Here is a 15,048-nt window from a genome sequence, read left to right on the forward strand (position 1 = left end):
ATTGAACTTTTCCATCAGGGTTAAGTCTACTTAGGAGCTGTATAGAAAAGTTTTATTAAACCCTGATGTTTTATAGAAATTGAGGTCGTGTAATGGGCAAAAGCCTGCAAGTCGTTGAAGCATTATCCCCGGGTCAGAATCTCGAGGCATATGTACGCTCGGTTAGCGCTATCCCTGTGTTATCAGTGGATGAAGAGCGTGAGCTGGCGGAACGTCTGTATTACAACAATGATCTTGAGGCGGCACGCCGTCTCGTAATGTCACACATGCGCTTTGTTGTGCATGTGGCCAAGAGCTATTCCGGTTATGGCCTGGCTCAGGCAGATCTTATTCAGGAAGGTAACGTCGGCCTGATGAAGGCTGTTAAGCGTTTCGATCCTAATGTCGGTGTGCGTCTGGTGTCTTTTGCGGTGCACTGGATTAAGGCCGAAATGCATGAGTACATTCTGCGTAACTGGCGGATCGTGAAAGTTGCGACCACTAAAGCCCAGCGCAAAATGTTCTTTAATCTGCGCAGCAAGAAAAAGAGCCTTGGCTGGCTGAGCAACGATGAAGTTAAAGCGGTTGCTGAGGACCTGGGGGTTGATCAGGCGGTTGTCCGTGAAATGGAAGGCCGGATGAGCAGCTCAGATATGGCCTATGATGCGCCGGTTGGAGATGACGACGAGCGCGCTTATCAGTCTCCGGCATATTTCCTGGAAGATCACAGCAATGACCCGGCCCGTCAGGTTGAAGATGAGAACTGGGAAAACGATTCCAACACCCGTCTGGCGACAGCAATGTCACAGCTGGATGAACGCAGTCAGGATATTCTGGCGCAGCGCTGGTTAGCGGAAGAAAAATCCACATTGCATGAGCTGGCGGCCCAGTATCAGGTATCTGCTGAGCGTATCCGCCAGCTGGAAAAGAATGCAATGAAAAAGATTAAGGTGGCCATGCTGGAAGCCTGACGTGCATCAGCTGTCAGCGGTTCTGAAAGATACCCACTTTAGTCCAAGAATATGAATAATAAGCCGTAAGCTTTTCAAGAGCTTGCGGCTTTTTTGTTTGTGTGGATCAGTCATTTCCCTGTTTCTGGTTGCTGCACCCGCCGTGCTTTCCCGCTAGAATATCTGCCCCGACCGAGGAGCCGAAAAATGAGTGCCCGTTTGAGTCTGATGATTGCTGCGGTGAGTGGCATGCTGGCGGTTGCGCTGGGGGCATTTGCTGCCCATGCACTTCGTGCTCAGCTGAGTGAGCGTTATTATGATATCTGGCAGACTGCGGTGCAGTATCAGATGTTTCATACGCTGGCGCTGTTGGCGGTGGGGATAATGCTGGAGCGGCACAGCCGTCTGAGTCTGCGTCTGGCAGCCTGGTTGTTTAGCGGTGGTATGTTATTGTTTTGCGGCAGTTTATATATGCTGGCATTCACCGGAATAACAACCCTGGGCATGATTACTCCGTTAGGCGGCTGCCTGTTTCTGGCAGGCTGGCTGATGTTGGCGCTGGCTGTGTTCCGCGCCCCTGAAAAACTTAATGACTGTTAGGCTAAGATCAATGCAAATCCAAGTAAATGGCGACATCATTGACGTTGAAGACAACATGACCCTGGGCGCGCTGTTAACACAGATGGACCTGGGAGAGCGTCGTGTGGCAATCGAACTGAATCTGGAAATTATTCCCCGCAGCCAGCATGCAGAAACAAAGCTGGCAGCGAATGACCGGGTTGAAATTGTTCATGCGATCGGTGGTGGCTGAGCCGCAACCGCACGGGCGTCGTAACCGATAAACAGACATTGCTGCCGGCTGGCCGGGCAATGTGTTAATAAGAATATTAAGTCAGGATAAATGACATGGCTGAGCAACAGAATGATTCGCTGGTAATTGCCGGTACAACGTATAACTCCCGCCTGCTGGTTGGTACAGGCAAATACAAGGATATGGAAGAAACCCGTCTGGCAATTGAAGCCAGCGGCGCTGAGATTGTGACCCTGGCGGTGCGTCGTACCAATATCGGCCAGAATCCTGATGAGCCGAACCTGCTGGATGTTATTTCTCCGGAAAAGTACACCATTCTGCCTAACACTGCTGGCTGCTATGACGCGCCGGATGCAGTGCGTACCTGTAAGCTGGCCCGTGAACTGCTGGACGGTCATGATCTGGTGAAACTGGAAGTACTGGGTGATCAGAAAACTCTGTACCCGAACATTGTTGAAACACTGAAAGCTGCTGAAGAGCTGGTAAAAGATAACTTCAAAGTAATGGTGTACACCAACGATGATCCGATCGTTGCCAAGCAACTGGAAGAAATGGGCTGTGTAGCTGTAATGCCGCTGGGCTCGCTGATCGGTTCCGGTCTGGGCATTCTGAACCCGCATAACATCCGTATCATCATGGAAAATGCCAATGTGCCGATTCTGGTTGATGCCGGTGTGGGTACCCCGTCTGATGCTGCTTTTGCAATGGAAATGGGTTGTGAAGGCGTTCTGATGAATACCGCAATTGCTGCTGCTCAGAATCCAATTCTGATGGCCAGCGCCATGAAGAAAGCAATTGAAGCTGGCCGTGAAGGTTATCTGGCAGGCCGGATGCCGAAGAAAGCGTACGCAAGCGCTTCTTCACCGATGGAAGGCTTGATCGTCGGCTGATTCAGGCTTATCCTTCATGGCAAAGTTAATCGCACGGCTACGGTCGTGCGTTTTTGTTTCCAGCGCCGTGTTGTTTCAGGGTAATACGGTATTTTAAGTTAGTTGAAGGCACGCATGTCACAAGAGCACAACGACCCGCAAAATTCCGGAGAAAATCAACCCGGTTCCACCCCGAATGAGACTCAGCAAGGTGAAAAGTACATGCGTACAGTTCGCAGCTTTGTTGTTCGCGGTGGGCGTATGACTGAAGGCCAGGAGCGGGCTTACAGCGAAGTATGGCCAACGATGGGGCTGGACGTTGAGCAGGGAATGCTGGATCTGACAGAGGTGTTTGGCCGTGAAGCACCGGTGGTGCTGGAAATTGGCTTTGGCATGGGGGATTCGCTGGTCGCGATGGCGGAGGCGATGCCGGAGAAAAACTACATCGGTGTAGAAGTGCACCGTCCGGGTGTGGGCCGTTTGCTGAATAATGCCAGCGAAGCCGGGCTGACTAATATGCGGGTATTTTGTACCGACGCGCTGGACGTGCTGGCTAAGTCTATTCCGGATGGCAGCCTGGAAACCGTACAGTTGTTCTTCCCGGATCCGTGGCATAAGAAAAAGCACAACAAGCGCCGTATTGTGCAGCCGGCGTTTGCTGAAACAATTCGTAAGAAGTTACGCGTAGGCGGCCAGTTCCACATGGCAACCGACTGGGAACCTTATGCTGAGCACATGATGGAAGTCATGACGGCAGCGCCGGGTTATGAAAATGCTGAAGGTGAGGGGCAGTATGCACCACAGCCGGAATGGCGTCCGGTAACCAAGTTCCAGCGCCGTGGTGAGCGGCTTGGACACGGTGTGTGGGATCTGATGTTTACCCGCATCGACTGATTAAAAAAGAGTGCTGCGGCACTCTTTTTTTATGGGCGGCACTCTTTTTAAGAGGACACTTTTTTAAAGGGGCCTTTTTTAAGGGGCGCTTACTGACAAGCTGTCTTTGAGCTTAGACTTTGAACAGCGGGGAGATCGGGTCGATGTTATGCATACCGACCCGGGTAATATCCCGTTCACCGCACAGGGCCATGGTGATGTCCAGTTCATTGCGGATAATGTCCAGTGCTTTGGTAACCCCAGCCTGACCCATGGCGCCCAGCCCATAGAGATGTGGCCGGCCGATATAAACCCCTTTTGCACCGAGGCAAAGGGCTTTTAATACATCCTGGCCGGAGCGGATGCCACCATCAAAATGTATTTCAATTTTATCCCCTACAGCGGCCGTAATTTCCGGTAATGCCCGGATGGATGAGCGGGCCCCGTCAAGTTGCCGGCCGCCATGGTTGGATACAATCAGCGCATCTGCACCACTGTCAGCGGCTTGGATGGCGTCTTCTTTATCCAGAATCCCTTTAAGGATCAGCGGGCCGTCCCAGCGTGCTTTGATCCATTCGATATCATCCCAGGAAAGCCGGGGATCAAACTGGCTGGCGGTCCATGATGAAAGGGATGAGAGGTCGTCTACCCCGCTGACATGACCGACGATATTGCCAAACCCGTGACGGCGGGTGGTTGCCATTTTAAGGCACCAGCCGGGCCGGGTTGCCATCTGCCAGATGTGCTTGGGGGTGAACTTGGGCGGTGCTGACAGGCCGTTCCTGAGATCCTTATGCCGCTGCCCCAGAATCTGCAGGTCAAACGTCAGTACCAGGGCCGAGCAGTTGGCGTCTTTGGCGCGCTGAATCAGGCTTTCGATGAAGCCGCGGTCTTTCATCATATACAGCTGAAACCAGAAGGGCTTTTCGGTAGCTGAAGCAACGTCTTCGAGAGAACAGATACTCATAGTGGATAAGGTATAAGGAATGCCGGCCTCTTCGCAGGCTCTGGCGGCGAGTATTTCGCCGTCTGCATGTTGCATACCCGCCAGTCCGGTCGGGGCTACAGCCACTGGCATAGCCGTGTTTTGTTCGACCAGAGTGCTCTGTAACGAGCGGTTCGTCATATCCACAGCGACTCTCTGGCGAAGCAGGATTTGCTGAAAATCAGCTTCATTTGAGCGGTAAGTGCTTTCTGTCCAGGCACCTGAGTCGGCGTAGTCAAAAAACATCTTAGGTACCCGTTTACGGGCCAGTTCTTTTAAATCGTTAATTTCTACAATCGGTGACATGGGTGTGCCTCTGGTGTTCTGAGCAATGGTCTGAGTAGAGCAAATTATTAATGGTAACGATACTCGTTATCATAAACTGGTCTGACCATCCCGGGCTTGTAAGCTGAAAAATTCTGAACTGCTGTCGCGTATATTGTGAATTTTATCTGTGCGTTGTCGTAACTGACTATCGTTTCGTCGTATTTAAGTGTGCTCATGCCTATTGGCTGGCTTAGCATGTAACAATCACTTACGGCCATATTTGATAAATTTTGTTTACTATAGGAAACATTATTTCCCATTAGGAAATGTTTTTGCTATAAGTACAAATCCCACAAACGAGACTTACGACAGAAACAGGACAAAATCAGAGATTTTGTGTTGTTTTTGATACACAGTTTTAACAGGTATTAAACATATGGCTTCTATCCAGCAGCTCAAAAGCGCACGCGATACGGCGATCTCACTGACTCAGAATGGTCTGCCGCCAGCGACTAAAAACCAATTCTTCGGCGTTGGCCCGATCACTGACATGACACTCAACGAAGTTGACGCCCGTCTGCTGCGTTTTGAGTTTGATGCCTGGCTGGAAGCGAATTATCCGAAACTGGATGACAAAGGTAACCGTATCGGCAGTTTCACCACTGCAGAAATCGGCCGTGGTATGCACCGCGGTTATCCGGCGGATAAAGTACTGAACGACATGATGCGTGAGATCCACCGTTACTTCGGCTTCCCTAAGTCGAATAAGATGGCGGTTGGTCTGGGTGGTGGTCACAGCGGTTTCACCGCTGCAGCTATCCACATGGTAACGGCCAATGATCCTGATCAGGTGGTATTCGTTGATACGCCAAAGCCTGAGTCTGACGCAGCTAAAGCCGGCGGTTTCTTCCGTCAGTCCTGGGGTACTCAGCTGACCGAATTACACCGTTTTGCAACGAATGGCGATGAAAACCGACTGATCTTCGCTGAAGGTGAAGGCAGCATCCCAAGTGCTGAATTCCTGAAGGAACGTGGTGTTAAGCTGTTCTTCGGTGTAGGCCATGAGACCACTGGTGCAACGACTTATACGGAAGAAGAAATCCGTAACCTGCTGGCCTGGATCGATATGAACCCGGCTGAACACCACGCGATTATCGATGCAACTTCTCTGCTGGGCGCTATGCCATGGGCGGATGAAGTGGTTGAGCAGATGATGGTTAAGTGCAACATGTTCATGCCGTTCCAGAAGGCCATTGGCGGTGTGTCCGGTTACTACGTTATTTCCCTGACACCGGCTGCGATTAACCTGATTGATGAAAATCAGAAAGATCCTTCCTGGGCGATTCCGCGTCAGCTGAAAATTGCTGTACCACGTGATGCCAAAATGCCACTGACCAGTGAAAAAACCACTGAGCTGGGCCCGATCTACGACGCTGAAAATGACGTCATGAAAGGCGGCATCATCAACACGTTCAGCACTCTGGCGTTTGCAGAAACTACTTTTGCGATTCTGCGTAACGAGAAAAACATCGGTGATGTGAAAACTCTGAACCAGCGTTCCCGTGCGAACCGTGACATTGTGAACAACTGGATTGCTGCCAGTGACTTGTTCCAGCTGGGTGTTGAAAATGAAACTGCCCGTGGTGCAGCAGTAACCCTGCTGAAGGTTACGGATTCTGACATCGAAGATCCGGCGGTACACGAGCGTATTATTGTGAAGTCCAAGCAAATGCTGGGCTATGAAGGTATTACCCACAGCGACGGCAGCCACGAGAAAGGTCTGGACGTTGCCCGTTACGTAAATGCTTTCCCGGGTTCTCCTGGCGACTACCGCGCCTGGATCGGCGGCATCCGTCCTCAGGAAGACATTTCTGCACTGCTGGAAAACATCCAGTTCTGCTACCTGCGCGCGAAAATTGCGGTTATTGAAGAACTGTTGGAAGCGGCCGGTGAAAGCTATGACAGCGCTGTGGTTGCAGCTGCAGACAGCAACACCCGCGTAGATGATGCCAACCGTGCTTACAAAGTGCTGGTAGCTGACCTGATCGGCATGGTATTCGATGCTGACGGTAATGCGGACTACAGCGAAGTTAAAGCATACATCGAGTCTAAAGGCGGTGAATTCCACCTGGGACCTGTTGGCGATGAAGCGGCACTGGCGAAAGGCAAACTGCACTTCTTCTATCAGCCTGAACTGAGCCGTGAAGATGAACTTCTGGCACAGACCAGCGAAGGTCAGTATGACGCGGTGATTGCTGCAGCAACCTTCCTGCCGGCAGCTTCTAAGTTTGAGCTGGGCGGCGTCCGTATCGGTGCCGGTACCGGCAACATGGGCTCTGCAAGCTGGGGTGGCGGTAACGGTGACGGCGGTGTTGCACCGTTGATGAACACACCAAGCTTTAACTCCCGGGCGACTGCACAGACAGCGATGAAAGCGCTGCTGAAAGTCCTGCCGGATCTGCAGGTTGAGAAAATGCACGAGCTGGTTGTAGCCGGTGAGTTTGATACCGGTAAGAACCTGGCGGAATACCCGACTACCAAGCTGGAAGGCAAGCGCCTGGCGGTGATCGGCTACGGTAACATTGGCCGTGAAGTAGCGAAACTGGGTGCTGCATTCGGTATGCAGGTGACTGTATATGCCCGTGAAGCGCACCGTCAGTGGATTGAGTCTGAAGGTTTCACCTACGCAGCTACAATTGTAGAAGCGGCTAAAGACGCAGATGTAATCAGCCCGCACACCGGTCTGGGTGCACTGAATGCGGATACTGGCGTGTTCAGCAATGCTGGCATTATCAATGCAGAAGTATTCTCTGCCATGAAGCAGGGTGCTGTACTGGTTAACTATGACCGCGGTGAAGTGGTTGATATCGATGCGCTGGATGCTGCCCTGAGCTCTGGTCAGATCAGCTATGCAGCGATTGATGCGGACCTGTTTAAAGATCCTGCGAGCGGTGAGCTGTCTGGCCCGATGGTGCCGTACCGCAATATTCACCACAAGCATGAAGGCAAAATGGAGCTGCTGCCACATGCTGCTGCTGATACTGAACACATGTCCCGTGTGGAAGGTGCCAAGCAGGCTGTGGATCAGATCTACGGTGTAATTCAGTTTGCGAAAGTGACTAACCTGAAAGGTGATCTGCCGGAAGGTTACAGCAATGCCGGTGCGAAGACCGTTAACGGTGTGGGTAAAGTATCTGCCAGCAGTGTAGCTAACCTGGATGATGCTCAGGTGCAGCAGCTGAGCGATGCCGCTCACATGATGGCTGCTTACTGGGGCGCAATTAATGCGACTCAGGATGCTGACCGCCGTGCGGCACTGATTGCTGAATACAGTGAGCAGATGGTACTGCAGTCCAACATCTATGGTTCGGTTTTGCAGCAAAACGGCCTGCAGGGACCGTTCAGTAAGTAACGGCAGTTACGCTGGCTGCCTTTTACCGGCAGCCGGTTGCTATGTTTTCCGGCTGACCGGTGACAGATATAGCAGCTGCTGACAGGCGGATTTTTTCAAAGCCTGTTACTCTCAAGCCGTTTCAGGACTGACACCTGAAACGGCTTATTTGTTTTATTTGATATTTATCGCCAGGAGACAGGACGTGGCTAACACTATCAGACAGGACTTGCAGACGATGTTCACTGCGGGCGTGGATGCAGTGTCCGGATTTTCTGCTACCCGTAATGCGGTAGCGCAAATGGCTGACTTTCAGCCGGATCAGATTGTGGCCGTTGGTAAGGCCGCCAGTGGTATGTGTGCCGGTGCACTGGATGCGCTGGCAAAGCCTTGTCCGGCATTACTGGTAACCAAATATCAGCATACCGATCAGGTGATGCATGATCATTCTCAGGTAACGGTAATGGAAGCAGCGCATCCGGTACCGGATGAACAGTCTCTGGCTGCCGGTCAGGCAGCGCTGGATACGGTTGCGGGGATGCCGTCCGGCAGTCGTCTGTTATTACTGGTTTCCGGCGGTACTTCAGCGCTGGCGGAATCTCTGCCGGCGGATATGAGCCTGCAACAGTGGCAGGCGCTGACCAGTGAAATGCTGGCAGCAGGTTATAACATTGGCCAGATTAATACCCGGCGTAAAGAAACTTCGCTGATCAAAGACGGTAAGTTACTGGCTGCCTTTAACGGTGCAGAAGTACGGGTGTTGGCAATATCTGATGTGGAAGGTGACGATATTTCTGTGATCGGTTCCGGCACAGGGGATACTCACCGGGCAACTGCAACGGCCAGTGTGTCACTGATCGGCACTAATCAGGTCGCCCGTGATGCTGTTGAAGCAAAAGCCATATCCATGGGCTTCACCGTGAAAATGAACCGCGAATGTATGTATCAGGATGTGAATCAGCTGGCGGCGAATCTGGCAGATGAACTGCTGGATGCATCACCGGGTGTGTATATCTTTGGCGGTGAACCTACGGTTGAATTACCGGAAAATCCGGGCAGCGGTGGGCGCAACCAGGCGCTGGCGCTGGGGCTGGCCAAGTGTATCCGGGGGCGTCATGATATTCATGTGCTGGTTGCCGGAACCGATGGCAGCGATGGCCCGACCGATGCTGCCGGTGGCATTGTTGACGGTAAAACGGTGACAGATGTAGCGGTGGCGCGGGATGCGCTTCAGCGGGCCGATGCCGGCACTTATCTGCGTGACTGCGGTGATATTTTTATTACCGGCCCGACCAATACCAATGTGATGGATCTGGCTATCGCGGTGGTCAGCTGAATCAACTGGCCTTTTTCATCGCTTTATCGGCAAACTGATCGGCGATCTCGATAAACTGTTGTTCGGCAGCCAGGAAGGCGTCTATGACGTCCGGATCAAAATGGCTGCCGTTGCCTTCCAGAATAATCTGTTTCGCTTTTTCGTGACTGAAAGCGGGTTTATAGACCCGTTCAGAAATCAGAGCATCATACACATCTGCCAGTGCCATCAGGCGGCCGGAAACCGGAATGTCGGTACCGCGTAAGCCGTTAGGGTAGCCGCTACCGTCCCATTTCTCGTGATGGGTCAGACTGATCTCCCGGGCATACTTCAGGAAGCAGTTAGTACCCAGTTTATTTTCGGCCACCGCCAGTGCATCAGCACCGATCTGCGGATGCTGTTTCATGATGGCAAATTCTTCATCGGTCAGCTTACCCGGCTTCAGCAGAATCCGGTCAGGAATGCCGACCTTACCCACATCGTGCAGCGGTGCGGACTTATAATAAAGCTCGATCGTATAGTCATCTAACAGATCTGTGTAACGGCTGTTGTCCCGTAAGGCTTCCGCCAGTACCCGGACATAATTCTGGGTGCGCAGAATGTGGCCGCCGGTTTCGTTGTCGCGGGTTTCCGCCAGGCTGGCCAGGCCGAGAATACTGGCATCCCGGGTAATATTTAACTCCTGTGTCCGGCTTTCCAGCGCGCTGATCATGTTGTTGGTGCGCATTGCCATCAGGCCAAACTCATCGTTGCTGGTAACCGGCACTTCCACATCCAGCTCGCCTTTGGAAACCCGTTCAAGGACGTGGTTTTCAGTGCTGATAAAGAACTTAAGGTTGCGGGCATAGCCATTAATAATAGTGAGGATATACGCCATGATGATGGCAACGATGAAGGAAATTTCTGTCAGAATGTAACGCTGGGACGTTTGCAGCGGGATTGCATCGCCGGTGTGAATAAGCCATTCCAGATCCTTATTGATCACCAGAAAGACCACGCCTACGACTGAAAATGCACACACTGTCGCAAACCAGGAGAATTTCTGGGTAAGTGGATAAGGTGTTTCATCCGGTTCAATATGCTCACCGGTCTGTTGCAACCGGGCAGCAATCCGGTGCTCCCTGGCCAGCGCCAGGTCACAGGCAATCATAAAGCCCAGAATGCCCATACCGATGAGGATTTTACCGCCACTTTCCAGGGGGAAGTTATAACGCACCAGATTATAGGTACCCAGTGCCAGCGCACCGGCCAGAAAAAGCCCCGTATCAAGTTTGAACTGGTAGCTGACCTGTCGTTTCAGGGGCTGCCTGTTTACTGTTTTTTCCAGCAGCAGGCGAGTGCCCCATTGCAGGCTGAAAACGATTAGGATAGGCAGTAACAGTTGCAGTGGTGAGAGCGAATCGAGGAACGGACATACCTGAATACCGTAGAAAGAAAATAATAGCAGGGCGATCAGGTAGTGGACGTTGGTACGTCGGGAAATAGATGTCATATATAAATGCCGGCTTACAAATCTCTTAGAGTGATCGCCGTTGCTGTTCAGGTTGGAATAATGCCTGTGGGAGCACTCTGTATTAGGTGGCTGATATTGCGTCCTGCATATGCTCAACTGAGGTCACAGAGTAGTCGAAGTGGCTTCAGGGTTTCAACCGATCTGAGCAGCTTAGCTGTCAAACTGAGGAATCCTGCCCGGTGTAGTCTGAACAAGATGAAGAAATAGTGCATGAATTGAGTAATATTAAGCATTTAAAGTCTTATGAGGGGGGAATCCCCCGGTTATACTGGTTCTGACAGAGCAGGATTGTAAGCAGAAATATATGAATAAATTAAGGATGTCGGCGGTATGATGATGAACGCACAGAATGAGACCGGCCAAAGTTCTCAGGTGCTGATGGCACGACAGCCGGTTTTTAACAAAAACCAGGATGTTGAAGCCTATGGTTTGCTGTACCGGACAGAAGACGGCATGTTGCCGGCTGAGTTTACCGATGAAAAAGCGACTTCCTCGGTGATTCTGAACAGCTATGCTGTTGTCACGACTGAAGACGGTGAAAATCGTCGGTTACCTTTCTATATCAAGTTAACGGAAGCCATGCTGCTGTCCGGCGCAATTCCTGCCTTGCCAAAGGAACATTTTGTCTTTGAGCTGCTGCGCGAAGATGGTGCCTCCAAAGAGCTGATTAAAAAAGCCAAAGAGCTGAAGCAGCAAGGCTACCGTCTGGCGCTGACCCATTACAACGGTGATAAAGAGCAAACCGCGCTGTTGGATGCGGTGACCGTTGTTAAGATTGATATTCAGAAACACAGTACAGAACAGTTGAAGAAGCTGATTCAGTTTGTGCGTCCTTATCACGTGGATTTACTGGCAGATAAGGTTGAAAATCAGGATGATTTTCGCCGTTGTCTTGAACTGGGATTTAAACTGTTTCAGGGCTTTTTCCTGTGTAAGCCGGTTGATATAAAAGGTAAGGCGCTGGGCAGCTCGAGAGCGATAGTAATGCAATTGCTGGCGGAGCTGGATAATCCGAATGCCAGTGCAGATTCGGTTGAGCAGATCGTCATTAACGATCCGAACATGACCTATAAAATTCTTCGACTGGTGAATTCTGCTGCGTTCTCAACGCCCAAGGAAATTGAGTCGCTGTCCCATGCGATTGCCCTGATCGGCATGAATCAGGTGAAGAAATGGGCAACCTTATTCCTGCTCAGTGGCCAGTCCGGTAAACCGGCTGAACTCACCCGGATGATGCTGATCCGTGGGCGGATGTGTGAGTTGCTGGCGGAAATGCTGAATTACGAAGCACCGATCAATTTCTTTATGGTGGGCTTACTTTCCCAGCTGGATGCCATGATGGATATGGATTTGGGCTATCTGATGGATCAGGTACCGCTGCGGGATGATATTAAGCGGGCCATTCTGACCCGTGAGAACCAGATGGGGGCAGTGCTTGAAGAAGTGGCTTCCTATGAGCGGGGAGAATGGGACAGCATTAAAGGGTTGCTGGATAAGCGTTTTTACGAAGTGGCCTACCGCCACAGCCTGGACTGGGCCGAGCAGGTACTGGCCTCGTTATCCGAATAAGTTTTGCGTGTGCAATAAAAAGGCAGCCATGTGGCTGCCTTTTTTCGTTATGGCTGATCAGTCCAGCTGAGACAGATCGCGTACTGCGCCTTTATCTGCAGAGGTGGCCAGCTTAGCGTAGGCTTTCAGCGCGGCAGATACCTTACGTGGACGTTCTTCAGCAGGCTTCCAGCCCAGCTTGTCCTGTTCGGCACGGCGGGCAGCCAGCTCTTCATCGGACAGCAGAACATCAATGGTGCGGTTTGGAATGTCGATACGGATACGGTCACCGTTACGTACCAGACCGATTGCACCACCGGCAGCCGCTTCAGGAGACGCGTGACCGATAGACAGACCGGAAGTACCGCCGGAGAAACGGCCGTCAGTCAGCAGTGCACAGGCTTTACCCAGGCCTTTAGACTTGATGTAAGACGTTGGATACAGCATTTCCTGCATACCCGGGCCGCCTTTCGGGCCTTCGTAACGGACGATAACCACATCGCCAGCTTTCACTTTGTCATCCAGAATGTGGGCAACGGCCTGATCCTGAGACTCAGTAATGTGTGCAGGACCTTCGAATACCAGAATGGACTCATCCACACCGGCGGACTTAACAACACAGCCGTCTTCAGCAATGTTGCCGTGTAATACCGCCAGGCCGCCTTCCAGAGAGAAAGCATGATCGATAGAACGGATACAGCCGTTTTCACGGTCACCGTCCAGAGTTGGCCAGCGGGTGGACTGGCTGAATGCCTGCTGAGTCGGGATACCTGCAGGGCCTGCCTTATAGAATTCCACCACTTCAGGAGACGGGTTACGCATGATATCCCACTCGTCCAGCGCGTCACCCATGGTTTCAGAGTGAACGGTCGGAGTGTCTGTATGCAGTTTCCCGGCACGGTCCAGCTCACCCAGAATCGCCATGATGCCACCGGCACGGTGCACGTCTTCAATGTGATATTTCTGGGTGTTTGGTGCCACTTTACACAGCTGAGGAACGACCCGGGACAGACGGTCGATATCTTTCATTGTGAAATCGATTTCAGCTTCCTGAGCGATCGCCAGCAGGTGCAGAATGGTGTTGGTGGAACCGCCCATGGCGATATCCAGAGTGATGCAGTTTTCGAAGGCTTTGAAACCAACGGAACGTGGCAGAACCCGTTCGTTATCGTCTTCGTAGTAGCTGCGGGCCATCTCAACAATGCGCTGGCCGGCACGCAGGAACAGCTGTTCACGGTCGGCGTGAGTAGCGACTACAGTACCGTTGCCCGGCAGTGCCAGACCCAGTGCTTCCGCCAGACAGTTCATGGAGTTTGCAGTGAACATACCGGAGCAGGAACCGCAGGTCGGGCAGGCAGAACGTTCTACTTCGTCAACCATTTCATCGGACGCGTTCGGGTCTACAGCCAGTACCATGGCGTCAACCAGATCCAGTTTGTGCTCTGCCAGACGGGTTTTACCTGCTTCCATCGGGCCACCGGTTACAAAGATAACCGGAATGTTCAGACGCATGGATGCCATCAGCATGCCCGGTGTGATCTTGTCACAGTTGGAAATACATACCAGCGCATCAGCGCAGTGGGCATTAACCATGTATTCAACGGAGTCAGCGATGATGTCACGGGACGGCAGAGAGTACAGCATACCGTCATGGCCCATAGCGATACCGTCATCTACCGCAATGGTGTTGAATTCTTTGGCGACGCCGCCCGCTTTTTCAATCTCACGGGCAACCAGCTGACCCATATCTTTCAGGTGGACGTGGCCGGGAACAAACTGGGTAAAAGAGTTGGCAACTGCGATGATTGGTTTCTGGAAATCATCATCTTTCATGCCGGTCGCACGCCACAGGGCGCGGGCACCTGCCATGTTACGGCCGGCGGTCGATGTTTTGGAACGGTATTGTGGCATGCACAGATCCTCGAATCAGTGGTAGCGAGCCTCTGGCCAGAACAGTATGACTACGTCAGAGGCACGGCACAGGCTCTTATTGTTTTGCAGGAGTATACCAGAAAGTCGCATACAGATAGCTGAAAAAAATGCCGGTTTGGCCGTTATAATCAGAGGTCTTTTAGTTGTATAGCAAACGCAGTCACCGTGGGGTTAGAGGTATGAGCGAAACACAGAAACTGACAGCAGACCGCTGGCTGCAGCGCCTTATGAAAACCGGTATTCCTGTAGCACTTATCAGTGTGCTGTCTCTCTGGCTGGCATGGTGGTTACAAAGCCTTGCTCTGGGTAGTGTATTTCTGGTCACAATGGTGATTGCCTTAGGGCTGGGGTTTGCGTATAACATTCGTCTTGTCATTCTATCTTTACGTGCCAGAAAAAAGGCCAATATGAATGATAATTAATTCAGACATTTGTTTGAATTCCTCCGGTGCTTAAGCACTCTGAGATTCTTTGCAGTCTGTGTTTGAAGGGGCAATCTCTGCCCGGTTCAGAATGTGCTATATGTGTTGTAGCGCAGAAAAAAGTACTTTCTGATCAGCAATACCTGCCAGTATCAGGCAATGCTTCCTGCCGTCCGGGACAAGCGGACGCAGG

The 15,048-nt window shown here is 51.8% G+C and carries 12 protein-coding genes; 9 read left to right on the top strand and 3 right to left on the bottom strand.

Features of this window, described 5'->3' with window-relative positions:
- The first annotated feature begins 92 nt into the window (after positions 1 to 92).
- From rpoH to trmB, 5 genes are all read left to right on the top strand, one after another.
- Positions 93 to 950 carry an RNA polymerase sigma factor RpoH gene (rpoH, locus tag JYB63_RS09305; protein WP_205657584.1) on the top strand — a complete coding sequence of 286 codons (858 nt, stop codon included), beginning with the start codon at positions 93 to 95 and terminating at the stop codon, positions 948 to 950.
- Positions 951 to 1,136: 186 nt separating this feature from the next.
- Positions 1,137 to 1,529 (top strand): DUF423 domain-containing protein, encoded by a 393-nt coding sequence (locus tag JYB63_RS09310; protein WP_205657585.1) that lies wholly within the window; start codon positions 1,137 to 1,139, stop codon positions 1,527 to 1,529.
- A 10-nt stretch (positions 1,530 to 1,539) separates the two neighbouring features.
- A complete protein-coding gene (gene thiS, locus JYB63_RS09315; protein ID WP_205657586.1) occupies positions 1,540 to 1,740 on the top strand; it encodes a sulfur carrier protein ThiS in 201 nt (66 codons plus the stop codon).
- 95 nt (positions 1,741 to 1,835) lie between these two features.
- Positions 1,836 to 2,630, top strand: a complete 795-nt coding sequence (locus tag JYB63_RS09320) for a thiazole synthase (protein ID WP_205657587.1) — start codon at positions 1,836 to 1,838, stop codon at positions 2,628 to 2,630.
- Positions 2,631 to 2,744: 114 nt separating this feature from the next.
- On the top strand, positions 2,745 to 3,503 hold the full coding sequence (gene trmB, locus JYB63_RS09325) for a tRNA (guanosine(46)-N7)-methyltransferase TrmB (RefSeq protein WP_205657588.1): 759 nt from the start codon (positions 2,745 to 2,747) through the stop codon (positions 3,501 to 3,503).
- A 112-nt stretch (positions 3,504 to 3,615) separates the two neighbouring features.
- On the opposite strand, the gene JYB63_RS09330 is transcribed toward trmB, so the two are convergent.
- Positions 3,616 to 4,773 (bottom strand): alpha-hydroxy acid oxidase, encoded by a 1,158-nt coding sequence (locus JYB63_RS09330; protein ID WP_205657589.1) that lies wholly within the window; start codon positions 4,771 to 4,773, stop codon positions 3,616 to 3,618.
- A gap of 397 nt (positions 4,774 to 5,170) precedes the next feature.
- Between JYB63_RS09330 and JYB63_RS09335 the strand changes: the two genes are divergently transcribed.
- A complete protein-coding gene (locus JYB63_RS09335) occupies positions 5,171 to 8,146 on the top strand; it encodes an NAD(P)-dependent oxidoreductase (RefSeq protein WP_205657590.1) in 2,976 nt (991 codons plus the stop codon).
- Positions 8,147 to 8,330: 184 nt separating this feature from the next.
- Positions 8,331 to 9,461: a glycerate kinase type-2 family protein gene (locus JYB63_RS09340; RefSeq protein ID WP_336510865.1), complete on the top strand. Its 1,131-nt coding sequence runs from the start codon at positions 8,331 to 8,333 to the stop codon at positions 9,459 to 9,461.
- Between the two features lies 1 nt (position 9,462).
- On the opposite strand, the gene JYB63_RS09345 is transcribed toward JYB63_RS09340, so the two are convergent.
- Entirely contained in the window at positions 9,463 to 10,932 is a 1,470-nt protein-coding gene (locus tag JYB63_RS09345) for an HD domain-containing phosphohydrolase (RefSeq protein ID WP_205657591.1), read from the bottom strand.
- A 351-nt stretch (positions 10,933 to 11,283) separates the two neighbouring features.
- Here JYB63_RS09345 and JYB63_RS09350 point away from each other — a divergent pair, with 351 nt between their 5' ends.
- Positions 11,284 to 12,522, top strand: a complete 1,239-nt coding sequence (locus JYB63_RS09350) for an EAL and HDOD domain-containing protein (RefSeq protein WP_243431884.1) — start codon at positions 11,284 to 11,286, stop codon at positions 12,520 to 12,522.
- Between the two features lie 57 nt (positions 12,523 to 12,579).
- On the opposite strand, the gene ilvD is transcribed toward JYB63_RS09350, so the two are convergent.
- Entirely contained in the window at positions 12,580 to 14,412 is a 1,833-nt protein-coding gene (gene ilvD, locus JYB63_RS09355) for a dihydroxy-acid dehydratase (protein WP_205657592.1), read from the bottom strand.
- Between the two features lie 200 nt (positions 14,413 to 14,612).
- On the opposite strand from ilvD, the gene JYB63_RS09360 reads away from it, so the two are divergent.
- On the top strand, positions 14,613 to 14,855 hold the full coding sequence (locus tag JYB63_RS09360; RefSeq protein WP_205657593.1) for a hypothetical protein: 243 nt from the start codon (positions 14,613 to 14,615) through the stop codon (positions 14,853 to 14,855).
- Positions 14,856 to 15,048: the final 193 nt, after the last annotated feature.

The organism is Aliamphritea spongicola (assembly GCF_017051665.1).
Taxonomy (GTDB): Bacteria; Pseudomonadota; Gammaproteobacteria; order Pseudomonadales; family Balneatricaceae; genus Amphritea; species Amphritea spongicola.

Excerpts from the sequence above, each read along its gene's own strand:
- JYB63_RS09320 (WP_205657587.1), top strand. The coding sequence starts at position 1,836 with ATGGCTGAGCAACAGAATGATTCGCTGGTAATTGCCGGTACAACGTAT.
- thiS (WP_205657586.1), top strand. The coding sequence starts at position 1,540 with ATGCAAATCCAAGTAAATGGCGACATCATTGACGTTGAAGACAACATG.
- JYB63_RS09310 (WP_205657585.1), top strand. The coding sequence starts at position 1,137 with ATGAGTGCCCGTTTGAGTCTGATGATTGCTGCGGTGAGTGGCATGCTG.
- JYB63_RS09345 (WP_205657591.1), bottom strand. The coding sequence starts at position 10,932 with ATGACATCTATTTCCCGACGTACCAACGTCCACTACCTGATCGCCCTG.
- trmB (WP_205657588.1), top strand. The coding sequence starts at position 2,745 with ATGTCACAAGAGCACAACGACCCGCAAAATTCCGGAGAAAATCAACCC.
- JYB63_RS09335 (WP_205657590.1), top strand. The coding sequence starts at position 5,171 with ATGGCTTCTATCCAGCAGCTCAAAAGCGCACGCGATACGGCGATCTCA.
- ilvD (WP_205657592.1), bottom strand. The coding sequence starts at position 14,412 with ATGCCACAATACCGTTCCAAAACATCGACCGCCGGCCGTAACATGGCA.
- JYB63_RS09330 (WP_205657589.1), bottom strand. The coding sequence starts at position 4,773 with ATGTCACCGATTGTAGAAATTAACGATTTAAAAGAACTGGCCCGTAAA.
- JYB63_RS09360 (WP_205657593.1), top strand. The coding sequence starts at position 14,613 with ATGAGCGAAACACAGAAACTGACAGCAGACCGCTGGCTGCAGCGCCTT.
- rpoH (WP_205657584.1), top strand. The coding sequence starts at position 93 with ATGGGCAAAAGCCTGCAAGTCGTTGAAGCATTATCCCCGGGTCAGAAT.
- JYB63_RS09350 (WP_243431884.1), top strand. The coding sequence starts at position 11,284 with ATGATGATGAACGCACAGAATGAGACCGGCCAAAGTTCTCAGGTGCTG.